We start from the raw sequence: 19,049 nt of genomic DNA, 5'->3' as shown, positions 1-19,049 counted from the left end.
GTGTCTTGGTGGTGTCCGTCGGTCAGTGGTGGGCGGTAGCCGGCTGCCGGCCGGCGACGACGGATCGGTGGAACGCAGCTCCCTCGGCCAGTGCCTCCACCGCTTCGGGGAGGAGTCGGGAGTAGTGCAGGAAGCCGTGAAGGACGCCGTCGACAAGCCGCAGCTGGTGCGGCACGCCGTACTCCTCGAGGGCGTCCATGAGGGCGAGGGTGTCGTCCAGGAGCGGGTCGAGCGTCGCTGCGAGGAGATACGTCGGCGGCAGGCCGAAGGAGAGGTCGGCACCGAGGCAGTCCAGGTAGGGGTCGGCGAGGTCCTGCGACCCGGACGTGTATGCCTTGAGGTAGAACTCCAGGTCCGACGGCGTCAGACCGTCCCACTCGTTGCCCAGGCGGCGTCGCGAGCGGGAGTCCACGAGCCCGTACATCCCGTAGTAGAGGAGGAGTGACTCGACCTCCGGGCCGCCCTGGTCGCGCAGCAGGAGCGTGGCTGCCAGCGCCAGGCTGGCTCCGCCGGAGTCGCCGGCGAGGGAGATGGCGCCTTCGGCGACCCCGTGCTCGTGGGCCCGTTCTGCCACGTGGCGGGCAGCAGCGGCACACTCGTGCACCGCCTGCGGGAACTTGGCCTCCGGGGAGAGGCTGTAGTCCACGCCGACGACGACGGCACCGGAATCGGCCGCGAGGGCTCGCATGATCCGGTCGTGCGTGTCGAGGCCGCCCACGACGAACCCGCCGCCGTGGATGAAGACGATGACGGACCGTACCGCGCCTTCCGGGCGGTGCCAGCGAACGGTCAGCGGCCCGTGGGGGCCGGCGACCAGGTCGTCGACCGTCTCGGCCATCGTGGGCCCGCCTTCGTTCCAGTACGCGCGTTCAGCCGCGTACTGCCGACGCTGCTCCGCGGGGGTCGTCTCCCTGGTGGAGCCCACGTTCTGTCGGGACTGGATCCGGAGCACCTCGCGCATGGGCTCGGTCAGCAAGGGAAGGACGTCGGTGCTCATGACGCTGCAGCCATGCGGGACTCGCGGTCCTTGGTAGAGGCAGCGGCCGCGGCCTCCGCGGCGGCATACTCATCCTCCAGCTTCTGCGCGTTGCGGCGGACGTAGACAGCCAGCATCTGTGCGCACACGACAGCGATCACGGCGGAGCCGGCGAGGATCCAGAAGATCACCGGGTAGGCGGAACCCTCGTCACCTGCAGCGGCGGCACCGTCGATGATCGTGCCGAACCACGTGCTGGAGAAGGTGTCCGGCAAGAACCCGACGACCGAGATCACGCCGGTGGCCGCACCGAAGACCGGCAGCGGAACCTTGCCCTCGGTGAGCTGGCTGGAGACGATCCCGAACACGCCATTGGCGATGAAGCCCAGGGCCACACCCAGCAGGGCCACGGTCAGGACGAGGGCCATGGTGGCGGGCAGGGAGGCCGGTGCCGGGGTCGGCACGAGCGCGAGCACTGCGAGCCCGACGACGGCGATGAGGGAGCCGATCGAGATCACACGCGACGGGCGCTTCGCCTTGAAGGCCAGCGCGCCGAAGATCGGGCCGGCGAGCAGCGTGACGCCGTACGTGCGCACCACGGAGGTGATGTTGTTGAGGTTGGCGTCAGCGCCGAGGTACGCCAGGTAGGTCGTCGCGTAGTTGACACCCGTGTAGTAGAAGTAGACGAAGAACATGGTCGCCGCGGTGATCAGGACGACCGGGTTGCTCAGCGAACCGACGGCGTCGACGAAGACCTGCTTGACGGAACGACCCTCGACGATCTCCCCCTCGAACTTGGGGATGACCACGATCGAGAGCAGGCCCAGGGCCAGGATGAGGAACGCGTAGACCAGCAGGAAGGCGCGGAACGCCTCCGGGGAGGTCGATCCGAGCCGGGCGAGGATCGCCGAACCGACAAGCCCGACCAGGAGCCCAGCGGCACCGTAGAACCCGTAGCTGATCCCGATGTTGCGGGAGTACTCGGACTCATCGGCGATGAGGCGCACCAGCTTGTAGCGCACGCCCCACCACAGCAGGATCGTGGTGACACCCATCGCGACGAAGATCAGCAGCAGGGTGTTGAAGGACGGGAGCGTCGCGTACCAGAACGTCAGGCCCGCCGTGAGCAGGAACCCGGTCGCGGACAGTGTCCGCATCCGCATCCGGTCCGCCACGAGGCCCGAGGGCAGGTAGCAGATCATCGCGGTGATCGCGTACGCCGAGAGCAGTGCGCCGACCTGCGTGTTCGTCAGGTCCAGTGCGACGCGCTGCGAGTCGTAGAACGCGTTCTTGAGATAGGCAGGTCCGTAGATGGTCGAGCTCCCTGCACTCACCAGGATCAGCACGAACCATCGGCGGGCCGTCGAGAGGTCGGACGCCCTCTTCTCACCCTTGGCGGTAGCCGCCATCTTTGTCTCCTCGGCCGGAGCGCCGTGAGCCGGCGCTGTACGAGAGCCAGGTTCGGACGGTTGGCGCACGAATTCGTAGGACGTTCGGGACCGGAAGGGAGGCCTAGGTACCGACCGAAGGCAGGTTGAGTACCGTCGCTGGACGATCTGGGTGCGGGGTGAGGCCCGTTCTCGTCATCCCTGGTGCGAAGGTCGAGCGCCGGCGAAAGCCGCGGAGGCCGCCGGGCGCGGCGAACGAAACTCTGGGCGCAGAGGCCGAGACTGGCCGCGCGCGACGTCCCTCCGCTCGGCCGCTTCGAACCGCCAGAGGCGCCAGATAACCGATCGGCAATCGCTCACGCGGCGTCCGCGTCCACGCTCCCGACGCCGCGCTCGCCTACGCGAGGGCCGGCGCTGCTCTGACCCGCGGCGGGTCGCGTGGTGGTGGCTCGCTCTGAAGGCGGCCCTCCACGGCGTCGGCATACACACGCTTCGGCACCCCGCCGCGTCCACCATGCTCGAGGCCGGCGTCCCCTTGCGCACCGTCTCGGAAATCCTCGACCCTGCCTCTGTCCAGGTCACAGGGAACCTCTACGGGCACGTCTCCACCGAGGGGGCCGATCCGCCATCGATCGTCTCGCCTCGGCGCTGGGGCGGTAGCCGCCGCGCGCCCGAGTCGACCGAACTCAAGCGCGCCTCGTACCTGTAGGCACCTTGAGGGTGCCCGTACGCATCGTGCGATCCATCCCGCGAAGGGAAGCGACCGTCAGGGCAGGGTTCGTGTGTCATGGCTACATCCGTGGCCATATGACCGCGTGGGGAACGGAAAAGGGGCACCAGACCCAGGACCCGCTCCTCCTCGACGACCACGCGCAAGATCTGCTCTTCCACCACGCCCGCACGGCCAGCGCCTTCACGCACGAGCCAGTCACCGACGAGCAGATCGCCGCGATCTTCGAGCTCGTCAAAAGGGCGCCCACGTCGACGAACACCCAGCCGCTGCGCGTCGTCATCGTCCGCTCCGCCGACGCCAAGGAACGCCTCCTCCCCCACATGGCCGAGGGCAACCGGGCGAAGACGGCGGCCGCCCCCGCCAACACGCTTCTCGCTGCGGACATCGACTTCCACAAGGAGCTGCCGCGGACCTTCCCGCACTTCCCTGGCGCCCGCGACATGTTCGCCGGCGACGAGGAGTCACGCGCCCGCACGGCGGAGCTCAACACAGACCTCCAGGTCGGCTACGCGATCATCGGCATCCGCGCGGCCGGCCTCGCCGCCGGGCCGATGACCGGCTTCGACGCCGACGCGATCTCCCGCGAGTTCTTCCCGGACGGCCGCCACCGCGTACTCGTCGCCATCAACATGGGCGAGCCCGCCGAGGACGCGTGGAAGGACCGCCTGCCCCGTCTTCCCTTCGACGAGGTCGTCACGGCCCTCTGAGCTTGATTGAAACGGCCCCCGCTCGGGGTCCGCGCCCGCTGGCGCCTGTCGCCGGCCGGGCACAGCCTGCGCACCACCACCAAGACGGAGAAGTCCCGTCGCGTCGTGCCGCTCTCGCCCGCGGCGGTCACCATCCTCGGCACCGTCCGCGAGCGGCAGAAGATCGAGCGGCGCTCCGCAGGGTCGGCGTGGGTCCAGACGCCCTACGTCTTCACCACCGAGACCGGCCAGCCGAGCGACCCCCGTGACGCGCTGCGGGCATTGAAGGCGGCCGCGAAGAGGGCGAACCTCCCCGGGGTCGGTCTCCACACGCTGCGGCACTTGGCGGCCTCGGTGATGCTCGAGAACGGCGTGCCCCTCAAGGTCGTCTCTTAGCTGCTCGCCACAGCTCGATCGCCATCACCGGCGACGTCTACGGGCACGTGACGCCCGAGTCGTCCCACGCCGCCCTCTCCGTGCTCTGCGAAGCCCTCCGGAAGTAGCGCGCCGTGACCGCTGCGGCACGGCCGTTGGACGTGCCGGAGCCGGCCGCGGCAGCCGAAACCCGCCGTTTGATGTCAAACCTGATGTCAACGCGTGAAAAGAGGCCCGCCGCGAGACTCCGAAAAGTCCCTCTACGAGCCTCTGACCTGCGGTTATACACCAATTTTGTCGGGCTGACAGGATTTGAACCTGCGACCCCTTGACCCCCAGTCAAGTGCGCTACCAAACTGCGCCACAGCCCGTCCGACCCGCTCAGCGGGCCGAGAGGAACACTACCGCAGCGGTCCCGGCGCTACCGAATCCGCCTCGCTGTGACGGTGACCTCACCGAAGCGGCCGCGGTCGCCGAGCCTGCGGCGATCGTGCGGTGCGATGGTCGGACGCCGAGGCGCGCCCACGCGCGGAGCGGGCCGACACACGACACAGCACCGGGCCGGCGGGACGGCAGCGCAGGTAGCCGGGGCCACCTGCCCTTACCGCCGGCCGCCGGCCCGGGCGTCTAGGTTGGTCAGTCGCCCTGTCAGCCGTTGGTGCTGTGCGCGCCCTGCGGGACGTGCGCCGGTGCCCGGACTCCCCCGCCGGTGGCCACGTCGCAACGGAACAGCTGGCCGCCGATCTGGGTGATGGGGCACTGTTGGTAAGTCTCGTAGACCGTCTGGGTCGTCGAGGCCAGGTGGGCGTCTGGGTCCGCCGCACTGGCCGCCGGCGCCAGAGCCAGCATGGTCAGCGCCGCCGCGCCGGCCGCAGCCGCGAGCCTTGTGAGGGAACGGTGCTGGTTCATGGTGATCTTCCTTCTGCGCACGAGGTCGTGGGCCCCACGCTCCCTAACGCACACCCTTACAAGCATCGGGGGTCACCCCTTAGATCGGGGGGCCGCCGCGGCCTATCGCCCGCCGTGGGCCGGTGCGAGACTGAGCCGGTGAGTGTCGGTGCCGAGTACCCGGTGCTGGCGGGGCGCGACGTCGAGCTGGCCCAGCTCCTCGAGGTGGTCGACGACGCCGCCGCCGGCCGCTCCGGGATGCGCCTGCTGGTCGGCGCGCCGGGTATTGGGAAGACGGCACTGCTCTCGGAGGTCTGCCGTCTCACCTCGTCCCGGGCCGAGATCATGATGGGTGCCGGCCTGCCACTGACCTCGCTGTCCGTGCCCCTGCTGCCGATCGCCGCCGCGGTCCGCCGCTGGGCGAGCACCACCGGAGCGCCCATCCCGACGCTGCCCCAGCCCGGCGAGGGCACCGATCACGTCGTGGTCGAGTTCGACTCCTGGCTGGACCGGCTGTGCGCACGCCGGCCCGTGCTGCTCGCCGTCGACGACCTCCACTGGGCGGACCAGAGCACCCTCGACCTGCTCACCTACGTGCTGGCCGGCCCGCCGGAGCGCCCGCTGGCGGTGCTCCTCGCCTCCCGCGACCTCACGCTTCTGCGGGACGGGCACCCGCTGCACCGCTGGCTGGCCGACTCGGCCCGGATGCCGCGCTTCTCCCAGACACCGGTCGGCCCGCTCGACCGGCTCGGCACCGCGAACCAGATGGCCGCCATCCTGGGCGGCCCAGCCCGGGAGTCGCTGGTCGACGACGTCTACTCGCACACGCGCGGCAACGCGTACCTCACCCGCCTGATCGTCGAGCACCTCCCCCTCGACGCTCACCGGCTGCCGGCCGAGCTCCCGACCACGTTGCGCGAGGCGGTGCTCCAGCCCTGGCACGACATGACCCCGGCCGCCCGCGAGCTCACCCGGCTGCTCGCGGTCGGCGCCGCGCCGGTGCCCGCGGCCGTGCTGAGCACCGTCAGCGCCGCGGTGGGACTGCCGGACGACGTCGTCCCCCTCCTCCACGAGGCCGTCGCGGCGGGGCTGCTCGAGGTGCATGCCAGCGGCGCGTACTGGTTCCGGCACCCGCTGCAGGCCGAGGTGCTCGAGAGCGGGGTGCTGCCGGAGGAGCGCCGCGCCTGGCACACGGCCTTCGCGACGGCGCTCGAGCCCCGGACGGCGTCCCACGGCGTGCGGGCGGTGGCCGCCGTCGCCGACCATCACTTCCGCGCCGGGAACGACGAGCTCGCCTATCGCTGGGCGTTACGCGCGGCCCGGGCCGCCGCGGACGCCCACGGCACCGCCGAGATGCTGCGGCTGCTGCGCCGTGCCGTCGTGCTCCACCGCCGTGTCCACGACCCGCCGGAGTCACGCGTCGAGCTGCTCCAGCAGGTCCGGAGGGCGGCCGAGCGGGTCGGCCGGCAGGAGGAGGAGCTCACCGCGGTGGACCAGCTGCTCGCCGAGCCGCTGGACGACCCGCTGGAGGCCGCCGCGCTGCGCGTGCGACGCATGAACCTGCGCCACTCCACCGGCCGGAAGTTCGCCGGCCTGGACGACGTGCGCGAGGCCGTCCGCCTCGCCGCCCCGTGGCCGCACAGCTGGCAGTACGCCTACGCCCTCGCCGAGCTGGCCCACGCGGAGATCTGGCACGACGACCCCGCAGGCGACGCCCACGCCGAGGCGGCGGTCGAGGCGGCCCGCGTCGCCGACGACCGGCGCGCCCTGCCCTACGCCCTCGCCGCCCGGTCCATGGCCCGCACCATGTGGGGCGGTGGTCGCCCGGCCCCCGACTGGGCCGACGAGGCCATCGACGCCGCGGTCGACGCGCAGGACTGGTGGGCGTTCAGCCACGTGGCCCTGTGGGAGGCCAACGCCCTGGCCGCCGGGTCCGAACCCGCCTACACCGTGCCCCTGCGTGCCCGGCGCCGGCAGCTCGCGGCGCTCGGCGCCCCGCACACCTACGTCGGGTTCTTGTGCGCGGCGGAGGCCTCCTCGCTGCTGACGGTGGGGCGCTGGCGGGAGTGCCAGGAGAACCTGCGCGTGGCGCTCGGGTCCTCCCCCGGTCCCATGGGCGAGGTCACCGCCCGCCTCACCGCCGCGCTCCTCGCCACCCGTCAGGGCCGGCTGCCCGAGGCCCAGGGTCACCTGCACCGGGCCGAGGAGCTCTACGAGGAACGGTCCGAGTTCCTCGCGTTCGAGTTCGACGCCTCCCGGGCCGAGGTCGCCCTGGCGGCGGGCGACCTCGAGGGCGCCGTCGCCGCGGCACTGACCGGGGTGAGCACGCCGGGCCCGCCGCCCACCCGCGCCGAGTGGCTCCTCCCGCTGGCGGCCCGGGCGCTGGCCGACCTGGCCCAGGAGCACCGGGACCACGGCACCGCGCTGACCGAGACCTTCGACCGGCTGCGCGAGCTGCGCCGGGCGCACCCCGCCGTCCTGCAGGACGGCGGGTCCGCCCCGCCCTGGTACGCGGAACAGCTCGCCGCGCTGCAGGCGATGTACGACGTCGAGTGGCTGCGTGCCCAGGCCGACCCCGGCGCCGGTCCCGCGTGGGCGGAGGTGGCAGACCGGTGCGCCGCGGTGTCGCTGCCCTGGGACGCCGCCTACGCCGCGTGCCGGGCGGCCGAGGCGTACCTGACCGACCGGCGGGGCCGGGCCCGCGGGACGGCGTGGTTGCGGCGCGCCCACGAGATGGCCTCGGACCTGCGCGCCGTGCCGCTGCTGACCGAGCTGGAAGACCTGGCGCGCACCGCCCGGATCAGCCTCTCGGCCATCCCCGGCCCGAGCCGGGACACGGACGGCAAGCCGGCGAGCGCGGGCCACGCGTTCTCGGCGCTGGCCGGCATCACGGCGCGCGAGCAGGAGGTGCTCGGTCTCGTGGTCGCCGGACGGACCTACGGCGAGATCGCGCGTGCCCTGTCCATCAGTGAGAAGACGGTCAGCGTGCACATCTCCCACCTGCTGCAGAAGACGGGGACGGCCAGCCGGCTGGAGCTGGCCCGGCTCGCGCAACGTGCGGAGCGGCCCGGCTCGGAGCAGGCGGGACAAGCCGGGCCAGAACATCCGGGACAGCCGTCGGACGAGGCGGGACGGTCGGGCCCGGAACGGCCGGGCCCCGAGCGACCGGGCCCGGAACGGGCGCGGCGGCCCGGACGCGGCCCGCCCGGCTGAACAAAGCGGTGCCTGAGTGCCTATCGAGCGCGTGTAAGGGTCCTCAGGCGATGCCTGTAAGGGGTCCGGCGGGGGACGCTTCGACCACGCCGTCGAAATGGCCCGTCATGACGCCTCCAGCCGCGGTCCGTACCCCCCGTCCGCTCCTTCGGGCGGGCCTGCGGCCATGGGCGGCGATGGCCACCTCGCACCTGACCGCCCGCGGCCGGGCGTTCACCATCGCCGGCGGTGCCACCGTCGTCGTGGGCCTGGTGGTCGAGGTCCCGGACGTCACCCGCATCGGCCTGCTGCTCTTTCTCCTGCCCGCCGCGCTGGTGCTCACGGGCCGCCGCACACCGTCCCTCGCCGCCCACCGCGCCGTCTCCATGCCCCTGCTCCCGCACGACGGGGCGGCCCAGGTCGAGCTCCGGATCACCAACCCAGGGTGGCGGACCGCGCCGCCCGCGGCCGCCGTCGAGCACCTCTCCCCGGCCCTGGGCGGCTCGCACCCCCTTGTCCTGCCCACGACCGAGCCGGGCACGTGGAGCTCCCACGCGTACCTGGTGCGCGGCACGGCCCGCGGCCGGCACACCCTCGGCCCGCTGGTGCTGCACCGCTCGGACCCGTTCGGTCTGACCCGGACCGACCTCGAGCTGCTGCCGGCCACCGACATCGTGGTCCTGCCGCGGGTGGAGGCCTTGCCCGGGGAGACCGGGCTGGCGGGGGCTGGTGCCCGGTCCCTCCCCTCACCCACCGCCGGGGAGAACGACGTCGCCACCCGTCCCTTCCGCGTCGGCGACGACCTGCGGCGCGTCCACTGGCCCGCCTCCGCCCACCACGGCCATCTCATCGTGCGCCAGGAGGACCACCCGGTCGGGCCGCGGGCCCGGCTGCTCCTGGACGCGTCATGGTCGGCCCACCGCGGCACAGGCCCGACCTCGTCCTTCGAGTGGGCGGTCACCGCGCTCGCGTCCGTCGCGACCGCCCTGGCCACGCACGGCTGCGGTCTTCACCTCGTCACGGCGGAGACGGTGCGCGACGACGTCGCCGACCGGCCGCTCGTGCTCGCCACGGTGCTGCGGTACCTGGCCGTCGCGGACCTCGTCGACGACGACCTCGGCGGCCTCCTCCCCGTCCTGGGCCGCGCCGGTGGGGGCACGACCGTGGCCGTCGTGCCCGACCGGGACCTGGCGCTGTTCCTCGCGGGCGCGGGCACCCGCTCGCGCGCCGGGGACGATGTGCTTCTCGTCCTGCGGACCAGGACGTTCGACGGCGCAGGCCGCCTCTCGTACGGCGGCCCGGTACCGGCAGCGCCCGCCCCGCTCCCCGGGCTCCCGCGCACACCGGGATGGCGATGCGTCGAGGTGCGGGCCGGCACGACCGTACGGGCGGCCTGGCATCACGCCGCCGTCCCCGGTCCTGTCCCGGCCGGCTGGAGCCGGCGGTGACGGCCGCACGTCAGCCGCGGCCGCCGCGGCCACCGCGGCCGCCGCGGCCGCCGCGGCCGCCGCGGCCCGGCGCCGCGTTGCCACGGCTGCGCCACGTGGTGGACCCCGCTCTCGCCGGTCTCGCCACGGTGGCGGCGGGCTGGTCCCTGCTCCGCGTGGTGGCCGACCCCCGCTGGATCGGCCCGTTCGTCGCGGCGGCGGTCGCCGTCGTGGCGGCGGGGTCGATCGGGCGCTCCAGAGCGTGGGGGGCCGCCCCGACGGCGGGTGCCCAGGCGGCCGCCGCGGCCCTCGTCACGTGCTGGCTGCTCCTGCCCGACCACACCTGGCTCGGTCTGCCCCGGCCTTCCGCGATGTCCGCGGCGGCCCGCCTCCTCGAGGACGGGGCCTGGACAGCCCGCCGGCACGTCGCCCCCCTGGCTGCGACGGACGGCGTCGTCCTGCTCCTCATCGCCGCGCTCATCGGTCTCGCCATCGCCGTCCACGCCGTCGCGGTCTCGTACGAGTCCCCCGCGCTCGCGGGAGTGCCGCTGGCGGTGGTGTGCCTGGCCGCGGCCCCCAACGACGGCGGCCCGCTGCCCGCGGCGTTCTTCCTCGCCCCAGCCGCCGCGTGGCTGCTCATGCTCGGCCACGGGACCAGCCGGCCGGGCGAGGCGCCTGTCTCCCGGGGCCGTGGCCGCATGGGTGCGGTGTGGCTGGCCGGTGCGGTGACCGTAGCCGCGACGGCCGTGCCACTCCTGGCGCCCCAAGTCCCGCGGAGCACACCCACGGCGGTCGCCGCGGCCACGGGCGGGACCTTCACCGGCTCGCTGGACCTCGCGGCCGACCTGCCCGACCGGAGCCAGGCTCCGATCCTGCGGGTCCACGCCGACGAGGCCGAGCCGCCGCCGCTGAAGGTGGCCGGCAGCACGCGCTTCGTCGACGGTCGGTGGCTCGTCGGCCCAACGCGCGGGGTCGACGAGTTCGCCCCGACGCCACCACCCGCCGGCGCCGAGGAGCACACGCTCGAGGTGACCCGCAACGCGCTGCCCCGGCCCCGCCTCGCGCTGCCGGAACCGCTGGCCGGTGCGGACGTCCCGGCCGGCTGGGGCGTCGACTCCCTCGGGGTCGCCCGCGTGCAGGACCCGGTCACCACGTACACCGCGACGTACTACGCGTACGGCAGCACGCTGCCGGCCGGTGTGGGCCGGCCCGGCGCCCCCAGCGAGGTCGGCCCCGACCTCCTCGCCGTCGACGAGGAGGCCCGCGACCGGGTCACGAAGCTCGCCACGGACCTGGCCGGGGACGCGACGAACCAGGTGGACCGCGCCATGGCGATCCAGCAGCACCTGCGCAGCCCGGCGTACACGTACTCGCGCGAGCTCGCCGACCCCGGACCTGGCAACCCCGATCCGCTCACGAGCTTCCTGGACTCCCGGCAGGGCTACTGCGTCCAGTTCGCGACGGCGATGGTCATGCTCGCGCGGGCGCTCGACATCCCCGCACGGCTCGCCGTCGGGTTCGCGATCGGCGACGTGGGGAGCGACGGCGTGCACACCGTGGTGCTCGCCGACTCTCACGCGTGGCCCGAGCTGTACATCAACGGGCTGGGCTGGACCCGCTTCGAGCCGACCCCCGGGGTGGGGGGCGACGTGCCGCTGTATTACGTGCCGGCCGGCGGGGACGACCCGGGGCCGGTGCCCGGCTCGCGCGCCACGGCACCGCCCACCGAGACCGTCCCGGACGCTGCGGCGGCGCCGACCGAAGCCGCGGCGCGGGCTGCCGGCAGCACCGCGGCCCTGGGCTTCGGGGTGGCGGTGGTGGGGGCCGGCGCCGTGGTCGCGGCCGCCGTCCTGCACCGGCGGCGCCGGCCGGTTGAGCCGGACGCCGACCGGATCGAACGGGAGTGGCGGCGTCTGGTCGCCGACCTCGGTGACCTGGGCGTGCCCGCCCTGGCGGCGTCGGCCACGCCGCGGCAGGCCGGTGGGCAGTACGGGCCGACGGTGGGGACGGCCTCCGGGGCGCTGGGCCGGGTGGTCGCCACGGTCGAGCGGTCGCGGTACCACCCCGGTGGTGCCGCGGCGGGCGACGTGGGCGCGGACGTGCGCGCCGTCGTCGACCAGGTGCGCCGGGCCGCGCCGTGGCGTGCACGGGCCCGGGTGCGGCTGTGGCCCTCGCGCCGGGCCGGTGCGCTGCGCGGCGTGTTCCTCTCGCCGCGCGCACGACGGCGTTAGGACCGGTGGGCCACCGTGCGCGCACTCCGGGGCGTCCTCGTCATCGCCCTGGCCGTCGCGCTCGGTGGGGCGTGCGCGCCCGGCCCGCCGGACGGGGCAGACCAGGCGAGCGCGCCGGCCGCCGCCGCGCCGGTCGCCCGCCGCTCCGCGCCCACGCCTGTCCGGTCCAGCGTGCCCCCGGCACCGGATCCGGCCGACGTCGTGACCCTCTTCCCGCTGCCGTTCACGACCGCGCCGCTCGCCCGCGCCCCGGACGGCCCGGTGCCGGCCCCGCTGGCCCGCGCGCTCCAGCGCGCCGTCGACCGGGCCGCGGCACCGCGATCCACCGAGGGGATCGCCGCCCGCTTCGACGGCGGCATCAGCGCCGCCGTCATCTCGCCGCACGGCCGCTGGAGCGGGGCGTCCGGCAGCGCGGGCGACGGCGTCGCGCTGACCCCGCGGCACGTGTTCGCCGCCGGGCGGCTGACCCAACCCGTGGTCGCTGCCCAGGTGATGCGGCTCGTCGAGGACGGGGTGCTCGGTCTCGACGACCCCGCCCGTGCGCACCTGCCGGGGACCCTGGCGGGCGCCGTCGGTGAGGCGACCGTCCGGGAGCTGCTCGGCATGCGCAGCGGCCTGCGTGACGTGGACAAAGCCTGGTACACGGCCGAGCTACGGGCCGAGCCGGCGCGCACGTGGGAACCGGCCGACCTGCTCAGGGCAGCGACGCCGGCGCAGACCCGCCGTCGGCCCGGTCAGGACGTGGCGTACTCCGGGACGAACTACGTGCTGCTCGGGAAGCTGCTCGAGCACGTCACCGGCCGCCCCCTCGCCGCGGTCCTGCGCGGCGGTGTGCTCGCGGACCCCGCGCTCGGGGGTCTCGCGGTGCAGCCCGACGAGGTCGTGACCGGGCCGTCGGCGCGTGACGTCGACGCGGCACCGTCCGGCGGGCCGCTCCCCTCCCAGGCGGTGGTGTCCGCGCTCGGCGGTGCCCGGGCGCTGGCGGGCGACCCGGCCGGCCTCGCACGCTGGTGGCAGCAGCTGGGCGGGGGGCGGGTGGTCTCGCGGACCTCCCTGTCCGAGATGGCCGCGTTCCCCGCGGAGGGTGCTCGGACGCTGCGCAGCTACGGCCTCGGCCTGATGGACCTCTCCGAGGTCGCCGACGTCCCGGCGGTCGGCTACGCGGACACCCTGCCCCTGGCGCGAGCCTGGGCGTACTGCCAACCGGTGGACGGCGTCGTCGTGGTCGTCATGACGAACGACGGGCTCGGCGACGAGCTGCTGGGCCTGGTGGCTGAGCTCGCGACACTGACGGTGCGCGGCTGACGGGCTGACGCCGCCGCGGTGACGGGCTCACCCGCCTTGCCGCCCCGGCGACCCGGGCCCACACTCGGAGGAAATCCCGAACCGAGGAGGGCTCGATGAGCACGCACAGCCAGGAATCGTCCGAGGCTGCTGGCGCGGCGGAGACCAAGGACGCGCAGACCGCACCGCCGGAGGAGGGCGGCGTGCCCAACCCGGAGACCGGGGCCGGCATCGGCGCGGGCAAGAGCAGCTCGTTCGAGGCGGAGGAGGACGCCGACACCGAGGCGGATCGATAGCCCGGCGCGCGCCCGTCATCAGGGCTATGCCGGCGCCTGGCGCAGCCGCTCCAGGCGACGCAGCTCCGCGCCGGTGACGCCCAGCGCGGCGACCGCGACGGCGAGCCCGGCGCTGGCCAGCCAGGGTTCGAGGCGGTACAGGGCCACCAGGGTCAGCAGGAGCGTGATCAGCGCCGCGCCCCGTAGCCACCGGAACGCGAGGTACCGGTCGCGGCGCAGCAGCAGCCAGCCACGGCCCGCGGCGAGCAGGGTCAGCGCGGTCGCGGCCAGCACCCCGGCACCGGCCCAGCCGGGCGGGGCCTGCCCCTCGGCCAGGTGGGCGGCGAGCGTGGCCGGGGCTCCGGCGATCAGCGCGACGAGCAGCACGGTCGTCGCCCGGGTCGCCCACCGGCGGGTCACGACCGTGCCCAGCAGGTTCCGCAGCCGCTGCCGCGCCATGTCCAGCGGGTCGAGCACCTCCTCGTCGTCGTCGCTGATGGCGGCGACGAGGGCGGCGGTCTCCGCACCGCCCGGCGCGTCCCGGCCGCGGTCGAGCAGCTCCCGCGCGACGGCGCGACGGCGCTCGCTGAGCCCGCCCACCAGGCCGGCGACCGCGTGGTCCGCGGCGGCGGCGAGGTACTCGGCAGGGTGGTGCGCCCGCCGGCCGTGCAGCACGTCGGCCCCGATCATCACCAGCACCAAGGTCACGTACATGACCGTCGGTGCCGGGGCGTAGAAGTAGTCGTTGTCCTGCGTGAGGAACTTGCCGACCTCGTCGATGAACAGCCCGAACCCGATGCCGCCGAGGAACGCCACGAGCGGCCGGATCACCGGGCCGGCGAACGACAGCGCGAGGATCACCGCCACGCCCATGAGCAGCCCGCCCCACAGCACGTGTGCCACGTGCAGGCCGCCCCCGCCGATCTGCGGGAACCCCGCCAGCTCCAGGAAGCCGCGGGTCACCAGGATCGTGAGCACCGTGGTGACCACGAACCCGGTGACGTGCTCGGTGGCGTACGGGTCGCGGGGCAGCCCCCAGCGCAGGAGCCGAGGTGGCGGCCCGCCCGGCGCCGAAGGCACGCCCGCTGCGGACTCACCCGCCGTCGGCCGGCCACCGACCCACCGAGCGCGGGCCATCAGCGGCGCCGCTTCTCCCGCACCCGCACGCTGATCTCGATGGGCGTGCCGGTGAAGCCGAAGCTCTCCCGCAGCCGGTTCTCCACGAACCGGCGGTAGCCCGCCTCGATGAACCCGGTGGCGAAGAGGACGAACCGCGGCGGCCGGTTGGAGACCTGGGTGGCGAAGAGGATGCGTGACTGCTTCCCGCCGCGCACCGGGTGCGGGTGGGCGGCGGTGAGCTCACCGAGGAAGGCGTTGAGCTTGCCGGTGGGGATGCGGGTGTCCCACGACGCCAGGGAGGTCTCCAGCGCCCGGACCAGCCGGTTGGTGTGCCAGCCCGTCTTCGCCGAGAGGTTGACCCGCGGCGCCCACTGGATCTGGACGAGGTCCATCTCGATCTCTCGTTCCAGGAACGGGCGGCGGTCCTCGTCCATCAGGTCCCACTTGTTGTAGGCCACCACGAGGGCCCGGCCGGCGTCGATGACCTGCTGGATCACCCGGGTGTCCTGCTCGGTCATGGGCGCGGACGCGTCGACGAGCACGACGGCGACCTCCGCCTTCTCCAGCGCGGCCTGGGTGCGCAGCGAGGCGTAGAAGTCGGCCCCGGAGGTCTGGTGGACGCGGCGGCGGATGCCGGCGGTGTCGACGAACCACCACGGCGTGCCGCCGAGCTCGATGAGCTCGTCGACCGGGTCGCGGGTGGTGCCGGCGGTCTCGTGGACGACGACGCGCTCGGCTCCCGCCAGGGAGTTCAGCAGCGAGGACTTGCCGACGTTGGGCCGGCCGACCAGGGCCACCCGGCGTGGTCCGCCCCGCGGCATGGCGTCGGCGACCTGGGAGACCTCGGGCAGCACCTTCATCGCGGCGTCGAGGACCTCGCCCGAGCCGCGCCCATGCAGGGCGGAGACGGCGTACGGCTCGCCCAGGCCCAGGGCCCACAGGGTGGCGGCGTCGGACTCCTGCATGGGCGAGTCGACCTTGTTGGCGGCCAGCACCACGGGCTTGCCGGAGCGACGCAGCAGCTTGACCACGCGCTCGTCGGTGTCGGTGGGGCCGACGGTGGCGTCGACGACGAACAGCACCGCGTCGGCCATGCGGACGGCGACCTCGGCCTGCTCGGCGACCCGGGCGTCGATGCCGGCGACATCGACCTCCCAGCCGCCGGTGTCCACGAGGGTGAAGTTCCGCCCGGCCCACTCGGCCGGGTAGGTCACGCGGTCGCGGGTGACACCGGGGACGTCCTGGACCACGGCCTCGCGCCGTCCCAGGATGCGGTTGACCAGGGTCGACTTGCCCACGTTGGGCCGGCCGACGACGGCCAGCACCGGCAGCCCGGCCGGGGCGGGGGCCTCCATCTCCTCCTCGCCGGACTCGAGGAGCGCGAGGTCGTCCTCCTCGAGGACGTACTCGGCCAGGCCGGCGCGCAGCGCCTCGGCGCGCCGGTTCTCCTCCGCCTCCTCGGCGGCGATCACGGCGGGGTCGCGCAGCTCCGGGCCGTCGTGCTCGGGGGCCGTGACATCGTGGCGCTCGCGCGCGGGGTCGGTGCTCATGGGGGTCATTCTCCCTTCTCGCCGGGGGCCAGGCCGACCGAGTCGATCGGGCCGACAGGGTCCGGGCCGGACCCGGCGGTGGTGGGGTCGCTCGCCGAGGCGGGCAGCGCGACGCCGGTGAGGGCGACCGCCGTGGCCACGTGGGCCGCCAGGCCAGCGCCGATGGCGTCCATGGCATGGCTCATGCGCTCCCGGCGAGTGGCGCCGTCGGGCATGGCCATCGGGATGGGCTCGCCGAGGACGACGTGCAGCTTCGCGCGTGGCGGGGGGACGTAGCCACGCGTGTCACCGCTGCGCCGGGTACCCAGGCAGGCGGCGGGCACGACCGGGGCGCCGGTGTTCACCGCCAGCCAGGCGACGCCGGCGCGTACCTCGGAGACGTCGCCGCGCCCGCGAGTGCCCTCGGGGAAGATCCCGACGACGCGGCCCTCGTCGAGCATGGCCTTGGCCACCGCCAGGGCCGCGCGCCCGGAGGCGCGGTCCACCGGGATCTGCCCGGCCCACGTCATGAGGAAGCCGATCTTGGAGTCGAAGAACTCCTGCTTGACCAGGACGTGCGAGCCGCGCGGCAGGGCGCCGTGCAGCACGGGACCGTCGACGATCCCGGTGTGGTTGGAGGCGATGATCACGGGCCCGGTGGTGGGCACGTTCGCGGCGCCGTGCACCTCGGTGTTCCACCAGAGGTGGTCGAGCGCCCAGCCCACGCGCCGGGACCAGATCGGCCCCCACCGGTAGATGTCGTCCGGCTGGACCCGCTGCCCGCGGCTCCGTGCGGCCATCACCGCTCCCCGCCGCTGGCCGGGCGGGTCGAGGCGGCGCGGATCACGGCGAGCACCGCGTGGAACGTCTCCTCGACGCCGTAGCCGGAGGTGTCCACGGTGGTGACGCCGTCGGCGGCGGTCATGAACGTGGAGACGGTGGAGTCGTCGGCGTCGCGGCGCACCACCTCGTCACGGGTGGCCTCGATGGTGGCGGCGTCGGCGGTGCCGTGCAGCTCCTTGGCGCGGCGGGCCAGGCGGGCCTGCTCGTCGGCGGTGAGGAGGATGCGCACGTCGGCGTCGGGCGCGACGACGGTGGTGATGTCCCGGCCCTCGGCCACGATCCCGCGGCCGGCCGAGCGGCTGCCGGGGGCGCCGGTGGCCTCGGCCTCGATCTCGGCGCGCTGGAGCCGGCACAGCTCGGCGCGCACCTCAAGGTTGGTGGCCACCTGGGAGACGACGGCGGACAGCGCCGAGGCGCGGATGGCGTCGGTGATGTCCTCGCCGTCGCACACCACGCGCGGGCGTGCGGGGTCGGTGACCATCTCCAGGGGCATGTCACGGACCGTGGCGGCGACGGCGTCGGTGTCGGACAGCTCGACGCCGCGGCGCAGGCACCACCAGGTGGCGGCCCGGTACGTGGCGCCGGTGTCGAGATAGGCGAGCCCGAGCTCGGCCGCGACGCGCCGGGAGACGGTCGACTTCCCCGACCCCGACGGCCCGTCGATCGCCACGACGATCCCCCGCGTGCGACCCGTGCCTGCCTGCTCCACCGTGTCCTCCTGCATTTCCTGAGTAGCCCGAGATGTCATCTTCTCCGCGAGATGTCATCTCCTCGGCGACATGTCATCTTTCTGTTGCCGCTGGTGCCGCGCCGCGCCGCGGCCGGGCGAAGCCGACGCCCACCGACGGCGCCTGCCTCATCCCACAACGACGCGCCAGCCCCGCAGCCCCAGCTCGGTCTCGAGCCGTGCCGCGGCGGCCGGGTCGACCGAGACGGTGGCCATCCCGACCGGCTGCCTTGCCGAGTGCTCCAGCTGCAGGTCCTCGATGTTGACCCCGATCTCCCCCACCTCGCCGAACAGCCGGCCGAGCTCGCCCGGCTCGTCGGGGACCAGCACGGTCACCTCGGCGTAGCGGCGCGGCGCCCCGCCGTGCTTGCCCGGGATGCGGGCGACGCCCGTGTTGCCCGCGGCGACCACCCGCGCAAGAGGCCCGGCGGCACCCTCCGCGAGCGGGCCATCGGCAGCAGCCCGCTCGAGGGCCTCGAGGGTGACGTCGACGTCGTCGCGCAGAGCGCGCAGCGCCGCGGCCACCGGGCCCGCGTTGCCGACCAGGATCGTGGCCCACAGCTGGGGGTCGGAGGCGGCGATGCGGGTGACGTCGCGCAGTCCTTGCCCCGCCAGGGCCAGCGCCGTCTCGGGCGCCTCGCGCAGCCGGGCGGCGACCAGCGACGCAGCCAGCTGGGGCAGGTGGGACACGAGGGCGACGGCGTCGTCGTGCTCCTGAGCGCCGAGCGTGACCGGGGTGGCGCCGACGTCGACGGCGAGCGACCGCACCACCAGGACGGCGTCGGGCGTTGACCGCGCCGAGGGGACGATGACCCAGGGACGGCCGGCGAACAGGTCGGCGTCGGCGGCGGCCGCGCCCGAGCGCTCCCGCCCGGCCATCGGGTGGGAGCCGACATACCTGGCGGCGTCGTCACCGCCGTGGGCCTCCACATGCTCGGCCACGCGTGCCTTGACCGAAGCGACATCGGTGACGACGGCGGCCGGGTGCGCGCGCAGCTGGGCCAGCACCACGGGCCCGGCGACGTCCGGCGGGGTGGCGACGACGATCAGTCGCGGGTCCGGCAGGTCCGGGGAGACGGGCCGCCCAGCGCCGAGGTCACGGCCGAGCGCGACGGCGGCCGGCGAGGCGTCCTCGAGCTGCACCTCCACGCCCGCGGCGCTCAGCGCCAGGCCCAGGCTCGCGCCGAGCAGGCCGGTGCCGACCACCCGCACCGGTCCCCTGGTGGCGACGGGGACGCTGTGGTGAGGGTTCACGGGCACCGGGGCAGACTACCCCGCAGCGGGATCTGCCCCGTTCTCGCGGTCGGCGGTCAGAGCCGGGACCCGGCACCTGAGCGAGGACATCTGACCGAGGAGATGACATCTCACGGAGAAGA

The 19,049-nt window shown here is 74.4% G+C and carries 16 protein-coding genes and 1 tRNA gene; 8 read left to right on the top strand and 9 right to left on the bottom strand.

The window, feature by feature from the left end:
• Window positions 1–22: 22 nt before the first annotated feature.
• Both FE374_RS07880 and FE374_RS07875 read right to left on the bottom strand, forming a co-directional pair.
• The gene (locus tag FE374_RS07880) at window positions 23–997 is read right to left on the bottom strand and encodes an alpha/beta hydrolase fold domain-containing protein (protein ID WP_139928008.1); all 975 of its coding nucleotides are present in this window, start codon (window positions 995–997) and stop codon (window positions 23–25) included.
• Window positions 994–2,385: an MFS transporter gene (locus tag FE374_RS07875; protein WP_139928006.1), complete on the bottom strand. Its 1,392-nt coding sequence runs from the start codon at window positions 2,383–2,385 to the stop codon at window positions 994–996. The genes FE374_RS07880 and FE374_RS07875 overlap by 4 nt, the downstream gene beginning before the upstream one ends.
• 151 nt (window positions 2,386–2,536) lie before the next feature.
• Between FE374_RS07875 and FE374_RS20285 the strand changes: the two genes are divergently transcribed.
• The 3 genes from FE374_RS20285 to FE374_RS07860 all read left to right on the top strand — a co-directional run bounded on the left by FE374_RS20285 (window position 2,537) and on the right by FE374_RS07860 (window position 4,179).
• Window positions 2,537–3,073, top strand: a complete 537-nt coding sequence (locus FE374_RS20285; protein WP_223173667.1) for a tyrosine-type recombinase/integrase — start codon at window positions 2,537–2,539, stop codon at window positions 3,071–3,073.
• Window positions 3,074–3,171: 98 nt separating this feature from the next.
• Window positions 3,172–3,804 (top strand): malonic semialdehyde reductase, encoded by a 633-nt coding sequence (locus FE374_RS07865; protein WP_139928003.1) that lies wholly within the window; start codon window positions 3,172–3,174, stop codon window positions 3,802–3,804.
• Between the two features lie 6 nt (window positions 3,805–3,810).
• A complete protein-coding gene (locus FE374_RS07860; RefSeq protein WP_139928001.1) occupies window positions 3,811–4,179 on the top strand; it encodes a tyrosine-type recombinase/integrase in 369 nt (122 codons plus the stop codon).
• Window positions 4,180–4,455: 276 nt separating this feature from the next.
• Here the strand turns inward: FE374_RS07860 and FE374_RS07855 are convergent.
• Together FE374_RS07855 and FE374_RS07850 are read right to left on the bottom strand one after the other, a co-directional pair.
• Window positions 4,456–4,529: transfer RNA gene (locus FE374_RS07855), tRNA-Pro, on the bottom strand.
• 277 nt (window positions 4,530–4,806) lie between these two features.
• Entirely contained in the window at window positions 4,807–5,067 is a 261-nt protein-coding gene (locus FE374_RS07850; RefSeq protein ID WP_139928000.1) for a hypothetical protein, read from the bottom strand.
• Between the two features lie 138 nt (window positions 5,068–5,205).
• On the opposite strand from FE374_RS07850, the gene FE374_RS07845 reads away from it, so the two are divergent.
• From FE374_RS07845 to FE374_RS07825, 5 genes are all read left to right on the top strand, one after another.
• Window positions 5,206–8,259 carry a helix-turn-helix transcriptional regulator gene (locus FE374_RS07845; protein WP_139927998.1) on the top strand — a complete coding sequence of 1,018 codons (3,054 nt, stop codon included), beginning with the start codon at window positions 5,206–5,208 and terminating at the stop codon, window positions 8,257–8,259.
• Window positions 8,260–8,435: 176 nt separating this feature from the next.
• Window positions 8,436–9,686 carry a DUF58 domain-containing protein gene (locus FE374_RS07840; protein WP_168205623.1) on the top strand — a complete coding sequence of 417 codons (1,251 nt, stop codon included), beginning with the start codon at window positions 8,436–8,438 and terminating at the stop codon, window positions 9,684–9,686.
• A 95-nt stretch (window positions 9,687–9,781) separates the two neighbouring features.
• Window positions 9,782–11,896 (top strand): transglutaminase-like domain-containing protein, encoded by a 2,115-nt coding sequence (locus tag FE374_RS07835; protein ID WP_168205622.1) that lies wholly within the window; start codon window positions 9,782–9,784, stop codon window positions 11,894–11,896.
• Window positions 11,897–11,911: 15 nt separating this feature from the next.
• Window positions 11,912–13,201, top strand: coding sequence for a serine hydrolase domain-containing protein (locus FE374_RS07830; RefSeq protein ID WP_139927991.1), 1,290 nt, complete (start codon window positions 11,912–11,914; stop codon window positions 13,199–13,201).
• Between the two features lie 95 nt (window positions 13,202–13,296).
• On the top strand, window positions 13,297–13,476 hold the full coding sequence (locus FE374_RS07825; RefSeq protein WP_139927988.1) for a hypothetical protein: 180 nt from the start codon (window positions 13,297–13,299) through the stop codon (window positions 13,474–13,476).
• 24 nt (window positions 13,477–13,500) lie between these two features.
• Here FE374_RS07825 and FE374_RS07820 read toward each other — a convergent pair whose 3' ends face one another.
• The 5 genes from FE374_RS07820 to FE374_RS07800 all read right to left on the bottom strand — a co-directional run bounded on the left by FE374_RS07820 (window position 13,501) and on the right by FE374_RS07800 (window position 18,933).
• Window positions 13,501–14,535 carry a hypothetical protein gene (locus FE374_RS07820; RefSeq protein ID WP_139927986.1) on the bottom strand — a complete coding sequence of 345 codons (1,035 nt, stop codon included), beginning with the start codon at window positions 14,533–14,535 and terminating at the stop codon, window positions 13,501–13,503.
• A gap of 56 nt (window positions 14,536–14,591) precedes the next feature.
• Window positions 14,592–16,133, bottom strand: a complete 1,542-nt coding sequence (gene der, locus FE374_RS07815) for a ribosome biogenesis GTPase Der (RefSeq protein WP_388043978.1) — start codon at window positions 16,131–16,133, stop codon at window positions 14,592–14,594.
• Window positions 16,130–16,903 (bottom strand): lysophospholipid acyltransferase family protein, encoded by a 774-nt coding sequence (locus FE374_RS07810; protein WP_139927983.1) that lies wholly within the window; start codon window positions 16,901–16,903, stop codon window positions 16,130–16,132. The genes der and FE374_RS07810 overlap by 4 nt, the downstream gene beginning before the upstream one ends.
• Window positions 16,903–17,670 carry a (d)CMP kinase gene (gene cmk, locus FE374_RS07805; protein WP_139927982.1) on the bottom strand — a complete coding sequence of 256 codons (768 nt, stop codon included), beginning with the start codon at window positions 17,668–17,670 and terminating at the stop codon, window positions 16,903–16,905. The genes FE374_RS07810 and cmk overlap by 1 nt, the downstream gene beginning before the upstream one ends.
• Window positions 17,671–17,802: 132 nt before the next feature.
• Window positions 17,803–18,933 carry a prephenate dehydrogenase gene (locus FE374_RS07800; RefSeq protein WP_179957358.1) on the bottom strand — a complete coding sequence of 377 codons (1,131 nt, stop codon included), beginning with the start codon at window positions 18,931–18,933 and terminating at the stop codon, window positions 17,803–17,805.
• Window positions 18,934–19,049: the final 116 nt, after the last annotated feature.

Origin of the sequence: Georgenia yuyongxinii (genome assembly GCF_006352065.1) — a bacterium.
In the GTDB taxonomy this organism is placed as follows: domain Bacteria; phylum Actinomycetota; class Actinomycetes; order Actinomycetales; family Actinomycetaceae; genus Georgenia; species Georgenia yuyongxinii.
The sequence above is the reverse complement of the archived record's forward strand: the minus strand, read 5'-3'. Positions and strand labels throughout refer to the sequence as shown.